The organism is Taibaiella koreensis (assembly GCF_003545715.1).
GTDB lineage: Bacteria > Bacteroidota > Bacteroidia > Chitinophagales > Chitinophagaceae > Taibaiella > Taibaiella koreensis.
In genome coordinates, this window is the sequence record NZ_QVNU01000004.1 from 237,735 (window position 1) to 255,851 (window position 18,117).

General features: G+C 50.3%; 10 protein-coding genes. 5 read left to right on the top strand and 5 right to left on the bottom strand.

The window, feature by feature from the left end:
* Nucleotides 1-19: 19 nt before the first annotated feature.
* On the top strand, nucleotides 20-919 hold the full coding sequence (gene bla, locus DZK30_RS14710; protein ID WP_118974902.1) for a class A beta-lactamase: 900 nt from the start codon (nucleotides 20-22) through the stop codon (nucleotides 917-919).
* A gap of 93 nt (nucleotides 920-1,012) precedes the next feature.
* On the opposite strand, the gene DZK30_RS14715 is transcribed toward bla, so the two are convergent.
* From DZK30_RS14715 to DZK30_RS14725, 3 genes are all read right to left on the bottom strand, one after another.
* Nucleotides 1,013-3,463, bottom strand: a complete 2,451-nt coding sequence (locus DZK30_RS14715; RefSeq protein WP_118974903.1) for a PIG-L family deacetylase — start codon at nucleotides 3,461-3,463, stop codon at nucleotides 1,013-1,015.
* A gap of 86 nt (nucleotides 3,464-3,549) precedes the next feature.
* Nucleotides 3,550-8,613, bottom strand: coding sequence for a putative type IX secretion system sortase PorU2 (gene porU2 / locus DZK30_RS14720; protein ID WP_162903102.1), 5,064 nt, complete (start codon nucleotides 8,611-8,613; stop codon nucleotides 3,550-3,552).
* 37 nt (nucleotides 8,614-8,650) lie between these two features.
* Nucleotides 8,651-9,832 carry a putative type IX sorting system protein PorV2 gene (locus tag DZK30_RS14725; RefSeq protein WP_162903103.1) on the bottom strand — a complete coding sequence of 394 codons (1,182 nt, stop codon included), beginning with the start codon at nucleotides 9,830-9,832 and terminating at the stop codon, nucleotides 8,651-8,653.
* 376 nt (nucleotides 9,833-10,208) lie between these two features.
* Between DZK30_RS14725 and tyrS the strand changes: the two genes are divergently transcribed.
* From tyrS to DZK30_RS14745, 4 genes are all read left to right on the top strand, one after another.
* The gene (gene tyrS, locus DZK30_RS14730; RefSeq protein ID WP_118974905.1) at nucleotides 10,209-11,492 is read left to right on the top strand and encodes a tyrosine--tRNA ligase; all 1,284 of its coding nucleotides are present in this window, start codon (nucleotides 10,209-10,211) and stop codon (nucleotides 11,490-11,492) included.
* 169 nt (nucleotides 11,493-11,661) lie between these two features.
* Complete coding sequence (locus DZK30_RS14735; RefSeq protein ID WP_118974906.1) at nucleotides 11,662-11,877, top strand: hypothetical protein; 216 nt, start codon at nucleotides 11,662-11,664, stop codon at nucleotides 11,875-11,877.
* An 85-nt stretch (nucleotides 11,878-11,962) separates the two neighbouring features.
* Nucleotides 11,963-13,465: an NAD(P)H-hydrate dehydratase gene (locus DZK30_RS14740; RefSeq protein WP_118974907.1), complete on the top strand. Its 1,503-nt coding sequence runs from the start codon at nucleotides 11,963-11,965 to the stop codon at nucleotides 13,463-13,465.
* A 3-nt stretch (nucleotides 13,466-13,468) separates the two neighbouring features.
* Complete coding sequence (locus tag DZK30_RS14745) at nucleotides 13,469-14,287, top strand: outer membrane beta-barrel protein (RefSeq protein WP_118974908.1); 819 nt, start codon at nucleotides 13,469-13,471, stop codon at nucleotides 14,285-14,287.
* On the opposite strand, the gene DZK30_RS14750 is transcribed toward DZK30_RS14745, so the two are convergent.
* Nucleotides 14,284-15,513, bottom strand: coding sequence for a PepSY-associated TM helix domain-containing protein (locus tag DZK30_RS14750; protein ID WP_240432935.1), 1,230 nt, complete (start codon nucleotides 15,511-15,513; stop codon nucleotides 14,284-14,286). The two genes, DZK30_RS14745 and DZK30_RS14750, sit on opposite strands and share 4 nt — an antisense overlap.
* Before the next feature lie 78 nt (nucleotides 15,514-15,591).
* Entirely contained in the window at nucleotides 15,592-17,976 is a 2,385-nt protein-coding gene (locus DZK30_RS14755; RefSeq protein ID WP_118974909.1) for a TonB-dependent siderophore receptor, read from the bottom strand.
* Nucleotides 17,977-18,117 lie beyond the last annotated feature (141 nt).

Sequence of the window (18,117 nt, forward strand, 5' to 3'; positions counted from 1 at the left end):
CTGTTCAAAAATATAAGCTATGATTGTACGCTGTTCTTTTGTTTTTCTGCTCCTGCTGGCCTCAATACCGGGGTACAGCCGTAAGGAACGTCCGGAGGCCCTTCGTCAATCCATTCAGGCGATTGTGGATACCGCCCGCGCGCATATCGGCATCGGCGTGCTTGACCTGGACACCGGCGACAGCCTGCTGTACAATGGCGCCGATACCTTTCCCATGCAAAGTGTGTTCAAGTTCCCGCTGGCGGTGGCGATGCTGCACCAAATAGAACAGGAGAAAAAGCCTCTATCCACACTTGTAAATCTTTCCCGGAAAACAATGGACCCGCATACATGGGGGCCATTGTTAAAGGAGCACAAGGAGGAGCATATCCATATCACCATCGGCGACCTGCTGGATTACAGCGTAAAGAAAAGCGATAACAATGCCTGCGACGCTTTGTTTCGCCTGGCAGGTGGCACCGGGACGGTGAACCGCTATATCCGGTCTCTCGGCATTACCGGCATGACGATAAGGGCTACGGAGGCCGAAATGCGGACCGCATGGCCGGTACAGTACACCAACAGCTGCCGGCCGGGAGCCATGCTGCAATTGCTACAACAGTTTTACCGGAAAAAGCTGCTTTCTCCCGAACACCAGCAGTTTTTGTGGCAGATCATGACGGACAGTGAAAATCCCTCCGATCGTATTAAAGGTCTGCTGCCGGCCAATGCCGTAGTCACCCACAAAACCGGGACCTCGGATACCAATGAACAGGGCCTGATGGCAGCCACCAATGACGTTGGCATTATCAGTCTGCCCAACGGCAAACATATCGCATTGGTGGTCTTTGTATCGGATTTTAAAGGCGGTACGGCGAGGGCTGCACACCTGATCGCTCTTGTCGCAAAAGCAGTGTGGGATCACTATAGCGATAAGTAAAAACAACATCAGGCACCCATACCAGTAGGGACGTAGCATTGCTACGTCCCTACTGGTATGGTATCAACAATAAGTGAATTGGTCCTCCTCTCGCTATTTACCTGCCGAAAGCAGGTTCATCATTAACCGGATCGCTCCATTGTTACCCGCAGGCAGCTGTCTGAAGAAGACCAGTGACGTATAAATAAACTGCCCCTTGCCGTAGGGCGCATAAATGATCGCGCTTTCTAAAGGCTTTTCACCGGTATCGTGCATCGACAACAGTGTCTTATAACGTCCATCGAGGCCGGCAGGATAATAAATGCCCCTTTCCTGTACCCAGTGATCAAAATCCTGTTCCCTGATCTCGTTAGGGAAATGCAGCAGCCTGGCCGAGGGATCGGTAAAGGTTACTTTGGCATCTTCTTCCGTTACCCTGTCTCTCGATATGCTGAAGGGATAAGGACCGTATTGCGTTGTCTGCAGATTTTGGTTGGTGTTGTATTGCACCAGTAAAGTACCACCGTTGGCTACATATTGCAGCAAAACGGGCATCCAGCTGCTGATCTGTTTCCGTGTATTGTAAGCGCGTACGCCCAGCACGATAGCGTCGAATTGCGACAGGTAGGCGGTATTGCTCATCGCGCTTTCCGGCACCTGGTCGATATCCAGACCAGTTTGGCCCAGCACTTCGGCCACATGATCGCCGGCGCCCTCTATATAACCTATTTTTTTTACCGCTGCTTTCCAGTCTTTGCGCACGATCTTCATTGAGGCATCGGTAAAGTATTGCAGATCGGGCAAATGAGGATACTGGATCAGGTGCATATCCCGGCTATAGACCTTTCCTCCGGCCTCAACAGAGCACAGCAGCCCATCCTGCTCTTTGGCGGTGGAAAGACCGGCTACCGGTACATCAATACTAAACAAGGTATCGATGTCCTTCCGCAGCTGCCCCAGGGATAGCGCGGTCAGCTCCTTATCTTTGAATTTAACCAGCAAACGGGCGTTATCGACCGCATCAAATGTTCTCACCCTTATCCCTACCTTGCTGCTTTTCCCTTCTTCGTAGATGAAAAGCGCATGCAGGGGAGCTACAGTAACTGCCGGAACGATACGCAATTGCTGTACCACATCGCCCTTTACCGGATCAAGCTTTTTATAGGAAACGGGTGCCGCTGCAGAGAACGATGCCCCGGCCACTTTGATCGTCACTCCGGCTGCCAGGTGGTTGGGCGTCTCAGGAGCGCCGGCATAAATGCTGTCGTATTGGTAAGCGCCGGTAGAGGCAGCATACCGCAGCCAGTACGGTTCGGTAAGCGGTTCTTCAGCGTTTAACCGGATGTCATATTTAAAGGACTGCAGTACATCGGACGATAGTACTGCCGGTCCGGCGCTCCCCTGCACTATTGTCGCGGGAAAACTGATCGATTCCAGGCTTACCGGCACACTACTCCGGGCGATAACGTTTACTGTAACCGGAATGGTTTTGCCGGCAACCGATTCAGGGTTATCGGTCAGTGCCTCGACCATAAGGCCGGCACAGGATGTGGCAATATCGTTAAGCTCCTGCAGCTTTCTCGTTTTCCAAAACGAGTCGCTAACTGTGTTGATCTCCTTTTGGATTGCAGCCAGTGCGGGCAGGCTTTTGGAAGGATCTTTATAGTCAAATGCATCGATCACCTTTGCAATATGCTGACCTATCTCCCTGCGCCCTACCCGGCCCCAGCTAAGGTCAATGCCATCATACAAGGAAGAAGTAACAGGCTTGCCCGCCAGCAATTTGAAATATTCATCATTAACGCCCACCGACTGCGGAGTGCCGGCGCCCTGGCTCTTATGAATGCTGCGGCTGCGCCCGGCCATTTCGCCATACCCTTCGCCCAGCAATGGATCAAATTGGTTCACAGCGACTTTGAACTGGTCTTCGCTTGTGGTGTTCATACTGCCGAAACGGAAGGCGTTAAAGAACAGACGGGTGGGCACCCAAACCGGCTTACCGGATTGCTTCATTTGTTCCAGGTCTTTAAAGGCATCCCCGGCAACGATAGCTGAAACGGTATGTTGCCCGTGACCGCCCTCTCCTGTAGTAGGGAAACGGCAAATGATCACATCCGGATGGTATTGCTGAAAGGCAGCTTTAACATCTTCTGCAAGCTTTGCCCTGTTCCAGAATTTAAAGGTTTCATCCGGGGATTTGGTATAGCCAAAATCAATCACGTGTGAAAACAGCTGCTCGGCGCCATCGATCTTCCGGGCTTCGATCAGCTCATGTGTGCGGATGAGCCCGAGTGTGCTTCCCTGCTCGTTGCCCAATATGTTTTGTCCGCCATCGCCACGGGTGAGCGAGAGGTATACGGTACGCACATGATCGTGGTGAACCAGGTAAGAGATCAGGCGGGTATTCTCATCGTCGGGATGTGCTGCTACATACATTACCGTCCCCAAAACATTCAGCTGCTGCAGCTTCTGGTAAATTTCAGCGGAAGGTGCCGGGCGATATTGCTGCGCCTGCAGGGAGAGCGACAGGCTTGTAAACGCCAGTAGCGTAAAGTATTTCTTCATTAATCAGGTTGAATTTAAAAACCCCGCAGCAAAGCTACGGGGTTTCAAAGATCAAAAACCAAGCTGGTTTTCGTCATCGAAGATTTTTATCGCATAATATATAGCTTTCCATAGCCGTTTTTAAAATACTTGTCGACCGCTGTATTCTTGCGTTGCTCGATGCTTTCCCCCCTGATAGAAGTAACAACCCGGTAGAGATACACGCCATTGCCCAGCATCTGGCCAAACTCATCTTTTCCATCCCAGCGATAATCCGTAATGTTCCGGCCGATATGCAGATCGCCAAGCTCGTACTTCTTGATTTCCCGTACTACCTTTCCCGTTACGGTCAGCACCTGTATCTTAAACTGCGAAGGGATCTCCGACCCGGTCATCGTAAAGATAAACTGGGTTGCGGTAGAGAAGGGGTTGGGATAGTTGAGCACATTGGTGATAGAGGGTTTGTTCTCGACGGTAAAATTGATCTCGTACTTTAGCGCATTGTTGGCCTGGTTACCTACTTTATCCCTTCCCGAAACGATCAGCTTATACTGCCCGTCCTCATTCAATGTGGGACGGAATTCAACACGCGATTCGTTCTTGTGGCCGTTGGCCGTATCGGCAGGGAAGAACTTGCATATCGTTCCATCCATGGGTATCTGCACGGGAGTAGATTGGTTGGGATACAGGAGCTGCACGTTCATCAATGCGGTGTCGTTGAGCGGCATAAATTTATTCTCGTCACGCATCTGTACTTTGATGAACGGCTTCGCCGACACAATGTCCTTATCGAGAATATGTACCCCGTCGAAAGTAACATCCATCAGCGGATTGTACTTATCCGCATTTACGAAGAGGTCCAGATAGCCCAGGTTGTTGGGATGGTACTGCTCAGCCTGATCGTTGTTAGGGTTTGCTTCAAGAAACAGAAAGTTCTTGCCATGGTAGGTAGAAGGATTGAAGTCTAAAGATGCGATCAGCGTATCGTTACCAGCCAGTTTTCGAAAGCGTTTGCTGGCGAGGTCATGCTTGATATTGTTGGCATCTATGATCTTAAAATTAACAAGCATACTATCCATGGGCAAGGGAGTAAGGTTCTCTATAGCGATCCTTATTTTGCCCTGCTGTCCTTCGTTTAGCGAATCGACATATTCGAGATGTGCCGCAGCATTGAGCGCAGCCTCTGGCACGGGGCTATACAATACCCGCCAGTAATCCAGGTAGGGACTGGTGCGGGATATATTGTCCACGCTGAACCATTTAAGCTTTAAGTTGGGATATTGAACTGCAGAAATAAAAGATAAGGGTACATCCCGGTCTGCACCCGAATATAATAGCGTCTCGTGGTGGAAGGTATCGACGCCATATACCGCCACATAAGGCGAATCGTTAGCAGGGTTGTCCAATGCCGATGTGCGCCATTTAAGTGTCTGCCATTCTTTGGCCGGCCCCACAAGGCTGGTCTGCATCGTAGCGGTATCGGGATAGCTAAAGAAAGGAACTTCAAATTGTATTTTGTCGCTGGCACCCACACCCAAGGCTTGTGTTACCGGAAAATTGCTGTCTCCCTTCTTCCTGAAGAAGGCAAAGACCCTTTTATAGGTAAACTGATCGATCTGGTCGAAACCCAGGTTCTTGATCGCGTGATAAAGCGAATTTCCTGGGCCATATGCCTGGGTGTCCGTTTTCCAGTCGTCAATCACCTTACCATCCCATGTTGTACCAGGAGGACCATCATAAATCAGGTTTTTGATCATCACATAATTACCGGCAGGAATGCTTTCAATAAAGGCGCGAGCGCTTTCACGGGAAATTCGGGTATCGGTCAGGAATTCGAACATATACCGTTGTGGCGGAATCTGCAGGCTACCGCAATAAGCTACGGAACCATACAAGCCTGCGGTTGTGTTCGTCCAGGGCTTACCCGAGGTCGAATCAATAACAAGAACCTGTACTGAACCGGACTTGTAGGTAACAAACGAAAACCCGCAACCCCAGCTATCCAGTAGCTGATCATTTAACGTGTGTCCTACATTAAAGTAGTCGTTCAGGGAAGGGTTTATTACCTTATCTTCGACTTTAAGCACATTGGTTACGGGGCTAAACCGGAAGCGCCGGTTGCTGGCAGGCAGCTCAAGTCCAAAATAAGGTTCATTCTTTTTATACTGGAAATAATGGGATTGGTTCCAGCCTTCAGAACCACCTGCCAGATAAATAAATGAGCTGTTACTCCAGGCATAGGCGCCGTTAACCAGCTCATCGGGAGCGGCTCTCCAGTAGTAGACAACGCTATCTTTATAATTGATGACCGGTTTCCATTTAATTACCCCTCCGCTACTGGCTATTTGGGTCGATTGCAGCAGTGGACTATCGAACGATTCGGTAGTATCGATCGAGAGGCGATAATTTTTCATAGGCGCAAAAGCGTTCAACGTAGAGGCTTTTAAAGTAATGCCCTGATCGTGAACGATAGCAAATTCAGGTGGGTATACCGGCTGCAGGTTTTGGGAGTAGATAAATATCTGCAGTGTCGCCTGGTTATTGGCTTCGGAGAGCTCATCAAACTTTTCGGCAGCATCTACCATTACGGTATAGTTGTTCAGGCCTACATCACGATTGGGATCGACCGGTATCCGGAATGAAACCGTATCTGAGCTCAGCAGACTTGGCAAGCGTACCGAATCGGCAAAGACTACGGTATTGGCTCCGGGAAGGGTATGCTGTACTCTCACCAGCACACTGTCGCGTGTGGTACGACCCAGGCTATAGACTACGGCCTTCAGCGTAAAGGTATCCACCGTAGTATTAACATTGGCCGGATTGGAGGATAAACCATTCTCCTCCACGGCAAAGTCCGGCTTTTCCGGACTATAAGTGGCCAATGCCGGATCACCCTGGAACAGCATGCTCTGGATATGGATATCCATGAATGCCGACGATGCGTTATCTTTCAGATAGATGAGATTCGCCTGGTATTGCTCACCCAATGTTTTCCCGAATTGCCGGTAGGACCAGCTCCGGTAGAGATTCTGCATGTAAGTATCCAGATAGCCAGTCCAGCCGAAATTATTGGCGGCGATCATGGCGATGGAGCCACCGGAAACAGAGTTAATATAATTCTCGCTCACGGTTTTGGCCGACGCATAACCGAAAATATGGGCAACTTCGCAGGCGAAAGAAGAGAATACCGGGTACTTTGGCTTGGAATGGTACTGATCGGGCGAGTTTAGATTGAAATCAAATCCTGAAGCAGCGCCATGTCCGTAAAAAGAAGTAAAGCGCAGCCCCTTGTTCATCAAAGAATCGATCACATAGTTATTGCCCTGGTCAACGGGGTCCGTAGAGGTTTTCCGGACAGTCGCGGCGACACCACCAATAAGCGTATCGGCCAGTATTGTGGCACATACGTTCAGCGAAGCTACCAGCGCATTCTGCTCGCTTAAAATAGGTGAGCCCGCAACATGGAGCGCCTTCTTTTTCCAAAATTCATGCTCCACAGTGGGAACTGCCAATGGCTTGATCGCCTCTTCATATACTTTTACCTTCTCCAGATACAGGCCAACTTCATCATTGCTCCAGGCCGAAAGCCGGCCTGTGGCAAGCGTCGGTTTCTCACTGTTGTTAAAGCTTGAAAACAGGTTATCGGACCCGGGATAGCCCCATGTCGGTACCGGGGCCAGGGGGCCTGGCGTAGCAAGGTAGCTCCTGTAATAGTTATAGGTATGGCCTCTGCCAATGATAAAGAGAAACCGCGGCTTAATGCTCCAGGTGGCCTGCGCATAAGCGATGAAATCCTTTACGCTAGAGGGATGGTATTCGTAACCATATCCGAACTGATCGTACAGTTCAGACACATCTACAACTACCGGATGATAAGATCCTCCGGTAATGCTGCTCCTGTAATTTTTAAAATCGTTGATGTAGCCAGGCGAGGCGTTGATCCAGCTCTTGTGCGACAAAATAATATAATCACCCTGGTTGGCACTATTGGCATAATCCCTGAATACAACCGGCACTAAGGAGGGAACGTTACTGATTGCCCCCGCACTGCTGAGAAAAGCGTCCCTGGGACCAGCGCTTGGATCGAGGTAAAACTTTACCACACCGCCGGTTTCTATGCCGGAATAAATCTTATTATTGGTCAGATCATATAGCCTTGGCGTCTGCCCACTGGTATTAAAGCCGGTAATTTCCAGATAGCGCTCTCCGGCGGGTATCTGAAACGCGGCTTTGGTGCTGAAGTTACCGGAAAAATTATAGGTCCTTGGATAGATAATAGATGTACCCAGGACCTGGAAATTAAATACATCTGAGAATGCTATCTGATTATTGTTGCTGCTGAGCTGCGCTGCCGCAATACCCACTTTCCTTTTGACCATTTTAAAGGCATCATACGTGGTATCGAATGCATTAGTACCATTTAATGTAACATAGGTATGATGTTGGGTAGCCACCACCGATTGGCCTGCAAAAACAACTTGTAGGTTGGCCATCGGTCCGGCTGCAAATAAACCAGGGGTAGCAATATTGAGAATTGTTGCTGAACTGGGATTATTATAGGCGTATCCTTCACCCAGGTCATAATCCGAAGAATAGTAATATTCTATAGTGGAGTAGGATCTTCCCTGGTCTAAGGCGGCATGGACATCCTCAAGCGGAATGCTGGTTGCCATGCAATAAGGCGATGGCGATGGTGCCGGCGAAGGGATCGTATTGCTTACCAGCGGCAACCGCTGGTGCACGTTATTATTGAAAGTCAGAAAATAATAAGCGGTATCAGAAATGAGGTTGACGTCAGTATTAGGTTGATAAGAAGGATCAAGATAAAGCTTGGTGTCGATCTTGCCATCGGCTTTGGCGGCATACAGCTCTATATAGTCGCTGCTTCCGAAGCTGCCGGTAGTAGAAGTATAAATGGGTACCTCCTGCCCTTCGCGGTACACGGCAAACTGGCTACCGGTCACAATTCCCATTCCTATTGCGTCAAGCTGGGACTTGGAAATACGGTATACCCCGCTCTGCCCTATCTTAAATTTATAATAGGTATTACCGAATTGGATCCAGGAGTTACTGAACGGCTGAGCAAAGCCATGCTCTATGGCTGTCGCCGAAAGCAGCAGGCCGATGAGCAAACCCAATAAACCGGAAGTAAGTAGTTTTCTTTTCTTCATCTTGATCGTGATATGGCGCCGGTGGCCGGCAGTTTCTTTACTTATCTTTTTTTGGATCGGCGGGTGTTGCAGACGGTACCGGAGTTGCCGGAGCGGGATCATCTGTTTTCGGCTTTCGTGATTTCAGGATGTCTAACCGTATAGACACCACATGGGACATCAAAGGATTGTCCTGCATTTGCAAACTGGTAAAAGCATAATCTACAGAAAAGCTCTTGACCTTAAAGCCTACCCCTACAGAAGGCTGGAATACGGTATATTTCTTGATGTTGTTGGTATCGGCGTTATCAAGGGCGCGGTAAAAGTTGCCAATACCGGCTCTTACAAAAATGGCATTTTTATAGCTGGCCTCCACACCCATTCTCGGATCGACACTCACAGGCTTAGACGAGATCAGCGTAGACCGTTTACCGTCGGTGGTGATATCGAAGCCCAACTCGGCCAGTACCTGGATATCGCTGCTTTCTTTAAGGAAGCTGCGTGCTACGCCAAAATTGAACCGGGGCAGCATTACTTCATAGGACTTAATCGGGATTTCATTGCCCGTAGCCGCAAATTTGGCTTTTTCCGCATCGGTAAGGTGGAACGACCAGGCGGTATAGCTGGTGGTAATGTCTTTGGCCGCCAGTCCAAACCGCCATCCCTTGTATCGCGCCTGCACACCGATATCCAGGCCAAAACCCCAGGCATTGGCCATGCTGCCCACATTGCGGTACAGCACTTTTGCATTGACACCTATGCTGGTATGAATATTGGGATTTTTTTTGATTAGATTTAGCTTCTGGGCATAGGAGAGTAGCACGGCATAGTCCCCCGCGGAGAAATCCTTTAGCTTGCTTTCGTCGAAAGAGCCATCAGGCTGCACATAATCGAGCGTATAAGGGATATTATCTGTGGCAAAACGGATAAAAGATATGCCCAGGGCGCGATCTTTGTTCTTTAGCGGAATGGCCACCGCGCCATAATCATATTTGAAAATGCCGGCAAAATACTCGGCATGCATGAGCCCCGCCTGAATGTCAGATTGCATCTGGACCAGGCCTGCCGGGTTCCAGTAGCCGGAGTATACATCGGAAGTGGAGGCAGATGTGGCGCCGGCCATGGCGAGGCCCCTCGCGCCGACACCGATATTCAGATACTCATTAACGTAGATCCTGCTTTGCGCTTGTGCCCCAACCACAGTCCCCAGTAAGAACAACGACAGTATAGTTTGCTTCATAAAGATCTTTTCCCGGCATTTACAAATACAACAATTATCATTTAACAATCCATTGCAGCCTAAACGACCGGACAAGAATAATATTGTCCGGCGCATATATTAAATTTTACGGTGATTTAGCAACAAAGTTAATGAAGATTAACATATTCTTTAAGCTGCCTTAAAATCTTGTCCATTATTTAAAACACATTATCTTACAGGGACCGATTTAGTCCGCTCTGCTACCTGATTTAGTCCCTTTTTAGGTAAAGCGGCTTACCGGGCGCCTGTTGAAAATCTTGGCCGTTAAGGAAAACGCCGTTACTTTTGCAGGCCGGAAAAGCATTAGTAATGATAAGGCTTTTGCGTTTTTTTCCTATTCATAAAATTACTTTTAGTGTTTCAAAATTTCATACCCGAGCTGCAAAAAAGAGGCCTCCTGCAAGACATTATTCCCGGTACCGAGGAACAACTGGCTAAAGAGATGACCTCCGGTTATGTGGGTTTCGACCCCACCGCGAACAGTCTCCATATCGGCAGCATGCTTCCGATCATTTTGCTGATGCATATGCAAAAATCGGGCCACAAACCCTACGCCCTTATCGGAGGCGCCACCGGTATGATCGGAGACCCCACAGGCAAGTCGGCGGAACGGAACCTGCTCGATGATGAAACATTGCAACGTAACATTGCCGGTATCAGCAAACAACTGGAAAAATTCCTGGATTTCGACGAAAGCCTGCCCAATAAAGCCGAGCTGGTCAATAACTATGACTGGCTCAAAGACTATACTTTCCTGGATTTCATACGCGACATCGGCAAGCACATCAGCATCAATTATATGCTGGCCAAGGATTCGGTGCAGAAACGGCTGGAATTTGGCCTGTCTTTTACCGAGTTCAGCTATCAGCTCATCCAGGGCTACGATTTTTATTACCTGAATAAGGAGCGTAATATCAAGCTGCAGTTCGGCGGCGCCGACCAGTGGGGCAATATCGTGACCGGTACCGAGCTCATCCGTCGTAAGGGTGGCAGTGATGCCTTCGCATTTACCTGTCCCCTGCTCAAGAAAGCCGATGGTGGTAAATTCGGGAAAACAGAATCCGGCAATATCTGGCTCGACCGGGAAAAGACATCGCCCTTCCGCTTTTACCAATACTGGTGCAGGGTAGCTGATGAGGATGCCAAAAATCTCATCAGGATCTTCACCTTCCTTCCGATAGAGGAGATACTGGTCCTGGAACAAGAGCACGATAAAGATCCTAGCCGGCGGATACTGCAGCACAAATTGGCTGAGGAAATAACCCGTATGGTACACAGTGAAGAAGACTTTCAGTTTGCCAAACAGGCTACCGGCATATTGTTCAATAAATCAGCTGTTGAACAGCTGGCCCAGCTGAACCAGGAAGATTTTCTGATGGTGATGGATGGTGTTCCCCAGGTCGAAGCAGACCGTTCTTTGTTGAAAGAAGGCCTGGACCTGATCTCTTTTCTTTCCGAAAGTGGTATCTTCTCTTCGAAAGGCGAGGCGCGTAAAATGATTCAAAATGGCGGGCTCAGCATCAATAAGGTCAAAGTATCGGGTATAGAGGCGAGGCTTGAAGAAAGCCATCTGCTCAATGACAAATATATTTTGCTGCAAAAAGGCAAGAACAATCCTTATCTCGCAGTATTTAATTAAGGAGCAAAAATGCGGAACAGTCGTTCCGCATTTTTTCAAGGCGACTATACAAATCACATATAGTGCCAAAAATTCTTAACCATACCCAAGGACCAGAACAAGAAGAATTGTACAACGATAATACCTCCAATTTATAACAGTAACTTTTTCGCACAAGAAATATAACTATATGCAACAATTCATTGAGGTTACTGATATTAGATATAATAATGGTGGCTTCTTAATAAATACTAGTCTCATAGCATCCATTACTGCCAATGGTAACAATGGTCTTACCGCAAGGATAAATTTTACACCTGTTGGCAGAGAAGTATTCGGAGCAACTGGTTTGGAGCTTAGAGAGACTTATAACGAGATATGTCAACAAATAGAAAATAAGCGATAAAAAGCTAAGCGCACTTCATCGGTGTGCCTTTCTTATAAAGAATTGTCCCAACTTGCATATAGTCACTTTTTTTTAACCCGGACCTATGAAAATTTTCAGCGCGCAGCAGATAAAGGAAGGCGATGCCTTTACCATCAGGCAGGAAGGGATCAGTTCTGCAGCACTCATGGAGCGTGCTGCAGGCAGCTGCTACCGATGGATCGCTGCGCGGTATAGCCGCGATACACCGGTCCTGGTTATTTGTGGCATGGGCAACAATGGCGGCGATGGCCTGGCGCTTACCCGCATATTGCTACAGGAAGGCTTTTCGGCCCGTGCGGTAGTGTTGAAGCATATGGAACAGTTCAGCCCCGATGCGACCCACAACTTCACCCTGCTGCATCAGCTGGCGCCCGACGAAGTGCAGATACTCGAACAGGGTATGTTTGTGACCGGGCTGCCTGCGCATATCCTTATCGTCGATGCCTTGTTCGGCGCCGGACTCAACCGGCCGCTCGAAGATTGGCCGGCGGCATTTGTACGGGAGCTCAACGAGCTCCCCAATGAGAAGATCGCCATCGACATTCCCAGCGGCCTGCCTGCCGACAGTCTGTCCCTACCCGATGCAGCCGTACTCAGGGCGCAACATACCCTGAGTTTTCAATTCCGGAAACGCAGCTTCCTGCACCCGGAAGCAATCCCTTTTACAGGCGCTGTACATGTGCTCGATATCGGCCTAAGCCGTACCTGGCAGGAAGCGACGCATTCCCAATACCATACTATCGACCCTGAGACGGCGCGATCCCTGTATCGTCCGCGTCAGGCTTCAGGGCACAAAGGCACCTACGGCCGTGCTATGCTGGTAGGCGGCAGTTATGGTAAAATGGGCGCTATTGCCCTGAGCACAGGCGCTGCCCTGCGTAGCGGCGCCGGCCTGGTGTATACACAGGCGCCTTCCTGCGGCTGCGACATTTTGCAAGCCACACATCCCGAAGCTATGTTCCTGCCTGACGGCGAAAAGCACATAGTGCATATCGGGAATACCAACCAGGCTACCGCTATCGGGATCGGACCAGGGATGGGACAAGAACCGGAGACAGCTAAGGCATTGCTGGCTTTCCTGGAACAATACGATAAGCCCCTGGTACTGGATGCCGACGGTCTGAATATCCTGTCGGGAAAAGAGGAGCAACTTCACCTGCTCACCGCCGCTTCCATTCTTACGCCACATCCCAAAGAGTTCACCCGGCTCTTTGGGTCCACCCGCGACAGTATGTTCCAGGTAGAGCTGGGCAGAGCCAAGGCTATGAAATATAATCTTTGCATCGTACTCAAAGGACACCATACAGCTGTATTACTGCCTAATGGGGAGTGCTGGTACAATACGACCGGCAACCCGGGCATGGCCACCGGTGGCAGCGGCGATGTGCTTACAGGTATCCTTACCGGTTTACTGGCCCAGGGTTATCCCACAAGGGACGCGGCGCTGCTCGGTGTGTTCCTGCATGGCCTCGCCGGTGATATAGCCGCAAAAGAGTTATCGGAAGAAGCATTACTGGCAGGCGATCTTATCCACTACCTGGGTAAGGCCTTTCTCAGCCTTCGCTAAATTATGTTCCGCTTTGCAAAATATCCCGGACAGGCACACCGTTTTCCAGTGATGCGCCTGGAATTTTCGCTGTTACTCTTCTGCTGGCTTACGACCTTCTCCGCCTCAGCCCGGGTCAGCTGGCTGTTCCAGGCCGGTGCCGGTACCGCCTACGGCTCTGTCAATAGCCGTATCGACAAGCCGGAAAACCATTATCGTGTCGACATCAGTCCGCGGATCACACCTACCGCCGGCCTTTCCGTTCTTATACCGCTCAGTCAGCGCCTGACGCTGGAACCCGGCTTACTTTACAGCAGGAAAGGTTTCCGCGGTATAGACGAGTTTGTGGTACACGACGGCAACTATACCAGCCAGGTGTTATTTGATACTCATTACCAGCTCAACTACCTCACGCTCCCCATCCAACTTAACTATACCCTGCTGCAATGCGGGCAACATAAACTGTTGCTTGGCGGTGGCATGAACTACGCCATCCTGCTCAACGGCAGCAACGACTATTTCACCCGCCAGGTATGGCGGGGCGCGGCATACGAAGGATGGTTCCGGAACAACCAGGTATTCAAAGGCTTGATGCAAACGAAAAATACCTATGAAGGCACCATGAGCATTTTCGATGCGGGGCTCAGACTGCAGGTAAGCTATATTTTCCGCTCCCGGCTAATGCTGCGTGTGTTCCATGAGCAAAGCCTCTATAGCGTTTACCTTAAGGAACCCAACAACCGGCCGGCGGTACGCCTGCGCTATACGGGATTGAGCATAGGCATCCTGTTTCCTTCGTTCAAAGGCGTAACAGCTGCCGCTGCAGGACCTGGCAGGTCTTAGGCCACAGCCGCCTTGCGTGAAGCAGGCTTAGCCGCTGTTGCTTTCTCTTTTTTGCTTTTGTTTTTGCGTCCCCACCAGATGAGGAAACCCGTAACGGGCATGCTGGCACAAATAAGGCTGGCGAAGAAGGCCAGTATTTTGCCGGCAATGCCGGCGACAGCACCTACGTGTATGTCGTAGTTCATACGCTGTATCTTTTCGGCCATGGTGGTCTGGCTCAATTTGCCATAAGTATGCCGCACCGGCATTTCTTTAAGGGTGTACTGGTCAAAGAAGCGGTAGTCGGCCTTCCAGTAAGTGCCACCGTCGGGATTAAGGGCTATTTCCAGCGCAGCGCTCCGCTCTTCGGGTATATGAACCTCCATTACACCGCGGTAGCCGGGGTTTTCCTGCCGCATGCGCTGCCACAGGACGTCGGCCGCCGGTTGATCGCCGCGTTGCGCCATAGCGGTCGTGTCCGATAATGGTGCATTGAACTCTGTCAGAGCTTTTCCACCCGAGGTGGTCCAGAAGACTGTTTTGGCAAACCATTCGAAGCCCCATACCAAACCGGTGAATGCGATGAAGATGATGATCCAGCTCATGTAAAAACCCAGCACATTGTGCAGGTCATAATTCTTTCGCCGCCATTTGGCATTGAGCTTAACGGTGAAACGCTGTTTGCGGGCAGCCTTATTCCTGGGCCACCAAAGAATGATTCCGGTGACCAGCAGAACTACAAATATGAGTGTAGCAGAGGCAACGATCGGTTGTCCTATTTTCGGCGGCAGCCAAAGATAAAAATGTCCGCTAATGACCACGCGGAAAAAGTCGCTGTCCATATCGCGGGTATGCAGCACCTTGCCGGTATAAGGATCGATGAACACCAGGTAGTAATATTCCGGGTCACCGTTGTAAAAGGAGGCAATAACAGAATGCCCGGGCTCATAAGCCAGGCTATGTAGCTTTTTGCCTGGCAGCTGGCCGCGAGCAATCGCTTCCAGCCGGGAGGGTGGCAACTGCTGCTTTGGTTGTTCCTTCACAAAGCGAAAGCTTTGCGTAGCATTTTCAATTTCCCGTTCAAAAGCAAGCATACAGCCGGTAATACCCAGGAAACAAACGATAAGCCCTGAAGCCAGGCCCAGCCACAGATGTACTTTGCCTACCGCCTTTCTGAATGGCGTAGGTCCTCCTTTTTTCTTTTTACCTGTCTTGTCCGCCTGTTTCATATTCTGTATGGCCTGCATTTGCAGCATTTAAGGGGGGAAGACAATCCGGCAGGCCGCCGGCCTTGCCTTCCCATATGATCGTCACCAATAGATTGCCTAAAAGCGGTAGCTCACGCCCAGGCGCCAGTTACGGCCCGCCTCAGCTTGCCAGGAATAAGCGGGGTTGCTGAAATAATTGCTGTAGTAAGCGCCGCTGTAAAGATAGGTATCCAATATATTAAACACATTCAATGTGAGCCTGATCTTACCCGCCTCGTAAAACAAACCGCCGTCGAGCTTAAAGTAGTCGGGCAGGTTCTGCTCCGGTTCCGTTTTGCTGTAAGATCCGGTAGCCCTGTCGCCAAGCCAGGTAAAGCCTCCGGAGATACCCAGGCCTTCCAGCACACCGCTTTGCACTTTGTAGCTCAGCCAGGTGTTGACCGTGTGGCGGTTGGAGCCCGCTACACGTTGTCCTTCGTAGGCAATGCTCTCCCCTACGCCGGCATTCACCTTATTCACTTTGGCATCGGTATAGGCATAGTTGGCGATAACGCTGAAGCCCGGGAAAATAGTGCCTCTCAGGTCAAACTCCACACCCTGGGCCAGCTTCTGGCCTATCTCCATGCTGAACTGCGAGTTGGGAATACCGGTAATCTCATGATCTTTCATGATACGGTATACCGACAAAGTGGTGTTCCACTTCCCATCGAACCAGTCCCGCTTTACGCCTGCCTCGATGTTACTACCGGTAATCGGACTAGCCGCTTTGCCGCCCACCAGTATGCCCGATTGTGGTACGAAGGCCTGATCGTACAGGGCATACACCGCTGTGTTCCTGTCGATAGAATAGCTGAGCCCGGCACGGGGTGTAAAGCGGTTAGCGCTCTCCCCTGCCGCACCATAAGCCGACTGGGTTACGGTGGTATAACGTGCTGCCAGGGTAAGCCGTAGACGATCATTAAAGAAACCCAGCTCGTCCTGTACATAGATACCTGTGTAGTGCTGATCGATAATACCGCCACCGGCTGTCGCCCGCTGATCGAGGCTAAGGGTTCTGTCAAACTTGGGATAGCCGAGATCGGGAACGCCGTATACCGGGTTTTTGGTATCGAATGGCGCTCCGGCCGAATCGAGTGGATAAGAACGCGACCAGTCGGCTAAATAATTTTTGGTGCCTACATCCAGGCCGGCCAGGATACGATGCGTTACAGCACCCGTTTGTACTTTGCCGTTAAGGAAAGCTTGTCCCAGGGTCATTTGGCTTTTGGCATCCCATATACCAACGGAGCGTATCATTTTGCCACCGGGCAATACATCGGCCGGCCACATGCTCGAACCGGTCTGGTTGTAATTAAAATAGGCGGCCTGTACGGTCAGTTTCCAGTCGTCGCTCAGCCGGTGGTTGAGCGTAAGGTAGAGGCTGTGATCGTTGATATTGGTGGGCGCCAGGCCGGGTGGTACAGCAGTAAAGTTGCGGGGCAGCGTAGCATATCCTTCCGTAGAGAAGACGTAGTAGGAGCCTACGTCGGTCATATTGGCGCGCTGATACGTATACTCGGCGGTAAGGCGGGTACGGTCGCTGATCTGGTAAGAGATTACCGGCGCCACCGTATAGCGGTCGTTGAATTCATTGGGCCGGAAAGAACCTTTCTTCTGACCGGCCAGGTTGAGGCGGAACAGCAGCTTACCATCTTTACTCAACTTGCCGTCGAGATCAAGCGAAGCCCGGTAGAAGTCGTAGCTGCCCATCATCAGGCTGGCTTCTCCTTTGGTTTCGCCCGTAGGCTTTTTGGTTACCACATTGTACAAGCCGGAAGGGTCGCCATTGGCCAGCATAAAGCCTGCCGGGCCTTTTACAAATTCGATATGATCTACCATGCTCAGATCTTCTGTAAGCGGCCCCCAGAAAGAATTCACCACGTTGAAACCATTACGGAAGGCCTGTATCTGCGACCCACGCATGGTAATATTCGTATAAAGATCGCCCCAGTGTTCCTGGCGGTTGGCGCCGCTTACATTACGCAGTACGCCATCGCTCATACTGGTTACCTGTTGATCGGCCAACACCTTGCCGGTAACGACCTGTATATTCTGAGGTATTTCCAGCAAGGGGGTCTGCAGCTTCAGGCTGTTGGATGTTTTGTCGGCAGTATAAGACTGGCGGTTGGCGCCGATAACCACTTCGTCCAGGTCGGTATTGCCTTTTTTTAGCTGGATATCATCAAGCATAAGCGTTTGTTCGTCGCTGATCGTAAACTCGACCGATCTGCTTTGTGCGCCTACGGCATGTACATAGAGCTTGTGCTTGCCCGCGTCGGCCTCCATAGTGAAGCGGCCCTGCTCGTCTGTTGAGATTTCTTCATTATGGTGATCCAGACGCAGCGTCACTTGCGCCGCCGGTGCGCCATCTGCATTAAGGATGCGTCCTTTGAGAATTCCTGTCTGGGCATAAGCGGCAGCGCTGGCGCCCAACAGGCCAAAAATCATAAAGATTTTGTTCATTTGTCTATACTGTTTTGCAAAAGGGAGATGTGATAAAAACGCAAGGGATAGGGCTTTGATCTTCAGGAGGGATATGCCTGATTGCTTTCTTCGCTGCAAAATTAGAACCGGGCGCAGCCACGGGTTTTCAAAATCGGGAAA